Annotated in this window: 5 protein-coding genes; 4 read left to right on the top strand and 1 reads right to left on the bottom strand. The window is 68.2% G+C overall.

The annotated features are described in order from the left end of the window. Positions 1–206: 206 nt before the first annotated feature. Entirely contained in the window at positions 207–1,556 is a 1,350-nt protein-coding gene (locus tag B2R83_RS03010; protein ID WP_292038212.1) for a YihY family inner membrane protein, read from the bottom strand. A 64-nt stretch (positions 1,557–1,620) separates the two neighbouring features. Here B2R83_RS03010 and wrbA point away from each other — a divergent pair, with 64 nt between their 5' ends. The 4 genes from wrbA to B2R83_RS02990 form a co-directional block, all read left to right on the top strand. Then, complete coding sequence (gene wrbA / locus B2R83_RS03005; protein WP_292038211.1) at positions 1,621–2,241, top strand: NAD(P)H:quinone oxidoreductase; 621 nt, start codon at positions 1,621–1,623, stop codon at positions 2,239–2,241. Beyond that, positions 2,241–2,639: a DUF2069 domain-containing protein gene (locus B2R83_RS03000; RefSeq protein ID WP_373965504.1), complete on the top strand. Its 399-nt coding sequence runs from the start codon at positions 2,241–2,243 to the stop codon at positions 2,637–2,639. The genes wrbA and B2R83_RS03000 overlap by 1 nt, the downstream gene beginning before the upstream one ends. Beyond that, positions 2,632–4,068, top strand: coding sequence for an FAD-binding oxidoreductase (locus B2R83_RS02995; protein ID WP_292038209.1), 1,437 nt, complete (start codon positions 2,632–2,634; stop codon positions 4,066–4,068). The genes B2R83_RS03000 and B2R83_RS02995 overlap by 8 nt, the downstream gene beginning before the upstream one ends. Before the next feature lie 14 nt (positions 4,069–4,082). After that, positions 4,083–4,374, top strand: a 292-nt coding sequence (locus B2R83_RS02990) for a DUF4124 domain-containing protein (RefSeq protein WP_292038208.1), incomplete at its 3' end; no start/stop codon positions are given.

The raw sequence follows: 4,374 nt of genomic DNA, 5'->3' as shown, positions 1-4,374 counted from the left end.
CGAGCGGGCTGCGCGACCAGTCGCGCGACTGCAGCAGCGGCGCGAGCGCGGCGCCGTCCGGCGCGAACGGAGCGGTGGTGGAACGGGGCGGCGCTGCGGGGCGGGGCTCGCGGGTGGTCATCAAGGGAGGAAAAGGCGTTCATCGTCAAATTGCGCAATTTGCAAATGATACACGCCCTGGACTATGGCAAGCGGGTTTTTTGACCTCAGGCAGCAAGCCCGAAGTGCTCGGCCAGGCTCTGTTCCAACCCCTCCTCCACGGCTGCCTCGACCTGGCGCGCCAGCGCCGCCGTGTCGAGCGCCAGCGGCGTGGCAGGCGGCGCTGCATCGGCAGTGCCGGCATCGAAGACGAACAGGCGGTAGACGTCGGCCAGCCGGATCTTGCATGGATCGGCCAGCAGCACCCAGTTCTCGACGTTCTCGCGCGCGCCGCGACCCCAGCGCACACCCGCCGGGAGCTCGTCTTGCACCCGCCCGACCCAGCCCGCCGCCACCATCTTCTCGAGCAGCATCGACATCTCGTCGTAGCCGATGCGCGTGTGCGCCCGGATCGCCGCATTCGAGACCAGGGTGGTGCCGGTCACGCGCGCGCTGCCGCAGAGCACCTTGAGCACGGCCATCGCGTCCACGAACGCGCTGCCCGGCGTCGGCTGGTGCTTCCAGCGCTCGTACTTGACCACCGGCAGCGCGGCGGCCAGCACGGCGCCCACCAGGGTGATCAGCCAGGACAGGTACATCCAGACCAGGAACAACGGCAGCGCCGCCAGGGCGCCATAGATGATGGCGTAGGTCGGGAACTGGCGGATGAACAGGGCGAAGCCGCGCTTGGCGAGCTCGAAGGCGATCGCCGCCGCCAGCCCGCCCCACAGCGCGTCGCGCCAGTGCACGCGGCGGTTCGGTACTGCCATGTAGAGCAGCATGTAGGCCCCGGCACTCAGGGCCACCGACACCGCGGTGTAGAACAGCGCGCCCAGGAACGGAAAGGACTTCACCAGGCCGCCCGTGGCGCTGAACAGCTGCGAGGTGGCGGTGAGCGACAGCCCGAACAGGATCGGCCCGAGCGTGATGATGGACCAGTAGACCGGCACCCGCTGCGACCACGGCCGTGGCCGGCGCACGCCCCAGATCTGGTTGAAGGCGCGCTCGATCATTCCCATCATCGTGGTCGTGGTCAGGAGCAGCAGCACGGCGCCCAGCAGGGACAGGCCCTTGGCCTTGTCGGCGAACTGGGTCAGGTTGGCGCTGATGGTGTTGGCGATGGCCTTGGGCATCAGGGTCTGCACGAACCAGGTATCGAGCGCCGCGCGCACCTGGCCGAACACCGGGAAGGTGGTCAGGATCGCCAGCACGATGGTGAGCAGGGGCACCAGCGCCAGGGTGGTCGTGAAGGTCAGGCTCCCTGCCACTTGCGGCAATTTCTCTTCGCGCAGCCGGCGCCGGGCGAAGCGCAACAGGTCGCCGGTTTCGCCCAGCGTCAGGCCGCGCGCGCGGTCGCTGCCGATGGCCAGCAGGTCGCCCGTGCTGCGCGACAGGGAGTGGACGGTCTTGGAAAGCATTCGGTGGTTCGATTCGCCCCGCAAAGGGCATGTCAATTGAGCAAAGCGCCCTATAATACCAACGATGAAGCCGACCCTGACCCCGAACCTGACCATTCTCGTGTTGTACTACTCGCGCCATGGCGCCACCCGCAAGCTGGCCGAACTGGTCGCCCAGGGCATCGAGAGCGTGCCCGGGCTTGATGCGCGCCTGCGCACCGTGCCGGCGGTCTCCACCGTGACCGAGGCCACCGCGCCCGAGGTTCCGGGCGAAGGCGCCCCGTATGTCGAGCTGGACGACCTGCGCGAATGCGCCGGCCTGGCGCTCGGCTCGCCGACCCGCTTCGGCAACATGGCATCCGCGCTCAAGTATTTCCTCGACGGCACCGCCGCCGACTGGGTCAACGGCACCCTGTCCGGCAAGCCGGCGGTCGTCTTCACGTCCACCGGCAGCCTGCACGGCGGCCAGGAATCGACCTTGCTGTCGATGATGCTCCCATTGTTACACCACGGCATGCTCGTGATGGGACTGCCCTACTCGCATCCTGAACTCATGAATACCGCCAGCGGCGGCAGCCCCTACGGCGCCTCGCACTGGGCCGGCGCCGACGGCAAGCGCGCCCTGAGCGAGGACGAGCGCGTGCTCGCCATCGCGCTCGGCAAACGCTTGGCGCTCGCCGCGGTCAAACTCCACGGAATGCAATGATGGATACCGCAAAAGTCTTTCATGCCGGCGCAATCGCAAGCCTGATCTGGCTGATCGGCTGGCTCGTGGCCTGGGAAGTGTTCGTCGCGCCGCTGCACCCGGGCGGCTCGCTGCTTGCGCTCAAGGCGCTGCCCCTGCTGCTGCCCTTGCGCGGCGTGATCAAGCGCGACCTCTACACCCTGCAATGGTCGTCGATGGTGATCCTCATCTATTTCGCCGAAGGCGTGGTGCGCGCCTGGGCCGACACTTCCGAAGCCTCGCGCGGCATGGCGGTCGGCGAGATCGTGCTGGTGGTCGTCTACTACGCCTGCGCGCTGCTGTTCCTGCATCCGTACAAGAAGGAAGCCAAGCGCCTGGCCAAGGAACTGCTCGACAAGGTCAAAGTCCCGCATGACTGAGGTACAGCCGGCCGGCGCCGCGCTGGCCTCCTTCGTCGCCGGCCTCGGCGCCATCGTCGGCGAGGCCCACCTGGTCCTCGATCCCGCCGCGATGACCCCTTACCTGGAAGATTGGCGCGGCCGCTTCACCGGGCGCGCGCTGGCCGTGGTCCTGCCGGCCGATACCCGCGCGGTGGCCCAGGTGGTTGCCGCTTGCGCCGAGGCGCGCGTGCCCGTCGTTCCCCAGGGCGGCCGTACCGGCCTGGTGCTCGGGAGCGTGCCGGATGCCAGCGGCAGCGCCGTCGTGCTGTCGCTGCGGCGCCTGAACCGCATCCGCGCCATCGACGCGGCCAACCGCACCATGACGGTCGAAGCGGGCTGCATCCTGTACGACGTCCAGCAGGCCGCGCTCGAGGCCGGCATGCTGTTTCCGCTGTCGCTGGCCAGCGAAGGCAGCTGCACCATCGGCGGTAACCTGGCCACCAATGCGGGCGGCACCGCGGTGCTGCGTTACGGGAATACCCGCGAGCTGTGCCTGGGACTGGAAGTCGTCACCGCCCGGGGCCAGGTGTGGGACGGCTTGCGCGGCCTGCGCAAGGACAATACCGGCTATGCGCTGCGCGAGCTGTTCATCGGCGCCGAGGGCACGCTCGGGGTCATCACCGCCGCCGTGCTCAAGCTGTATCCGCAGCCGAAGGCAGCCCTGACGGCACTGGTCGCGCTCGACTCGCCGCAAGAAGCACTCGCGCTGCTGTCCCTGATGCAGGAACGCTGCGGCGCCGCGCTGACCGGCTACGAGCTGATGTCCGATCTCTGCCTGCGCCTGGTCCATACCCATTTCCCCGAGCTGCCGCGGCCCTTCGCCGACCACTATCCGCAGTATGCGCTGGTCGAACTGTCGAGCAACGAATCCGAAGATCACGCCGCCGGCCTTGTCGAGTCCGCGGTCGGGGCGGCGCTCGAAAGCGGCATTGCGCTGGACGCCGTGCTGGCCCGTTCGGTCAGCCAGTCGATCGGCCTGTGGAAGCTGCGCGAGCACATTTCGATGGCGCAAGCGGCCGCCGGCAAGAACATCAAGCACGACATCTCGCTGCCGGTATCAAACATCCCCGACTTTATCGACCACACCGATCGCGCCTTGCAGGCCGCCTTCCCCGGCTGCCAGGTCGTCTGCTTCGGACACTTGGGTGACGGCAACCTGCACTACAACATCGCGCCGCCGGCCGGTACCGGCCACGACAGTTTCCTGGCGCACCACGAATCGGTCAACCGCATCGTCCACGACAGCGTCGCCCGCTTCCACGGCTCGATCTCGGCCGAGCACGGGATCGGCGCCCTCAAGCGCGAGGAACTGGCGCGCTACAAGGACCCGGTCGAACTGGACATGATGCGTGCCGTCAAAGCCGCACTGGACCCGCTCGGCATTATGAACCCTGGCAAAATTCTATGACCGGGGACATTCACATGCGCAAGCACATATCGATGGCGATCCTTTGCCTGGCCTCCAGCGCAGCAAGCGCGGGCACGATCTACAAATGCAAGGAAGGCGGCAGGATCAGTTACCACGACCGGCCCTGCGGAAGCGGCGCGGTGGCCCTGAAGGTGCAGGCCGCGCAAGAGCCGGCGCCGGACGCCCTGGCCCGGCTCGCGCGCGAGCGCGCCCTGCTGCAGGAAATCGAAGAGGCACGCGCGGCGCGCGAGGAACAGGCTGCGCGCGAGGGTGTCCGGGCCCAGCGGGCCGCGGCTGCCGCCCGGC

It is taken from the genome of Massilia sp. UBA6681 (assembly GCF_002454935.1).
GTDB lineage: Bacteria > Pseudomonadota > Gammaproteobacteria > Burkholderiales > Burkholderiaceae_D > Telluria > Telluria varians.
Note: the sequence above shows the minus strand (reverse complement) of the source record. Positions and strands in the feature narration are given on the sequence as shown.

Coding starts and splice junctions, on each gene's coding strand:
- B2R83_RS02995 (WP_292038209.1), top strand. CDS start 2,632: ATGACTGAGGTACAGCCGGCCGGCGCCGCGCTGGCCTCCTTCGTCGCC.
- B2R83_RS03010 (WP_292038212.1), bottom strand. CDS start 1,556: ATGCTTTCCAAGACCGTCCACTCCCTGTCGCGCAGCACGGGCGACCTG.
- wrbA (WP_292038211.1), top strand. CDS start 1,621: ATGAAGCCGACCCTGACCCCGAACCTGACCATTCTCGTGTTGTACTAC.
- B2R83_RS03000 (WP_373965504.1), top strand. CDS start 2,241: ATGGATACCGCAAAAGTCTTTCATGCCGGCGCAATCGCAAGCCTGATC.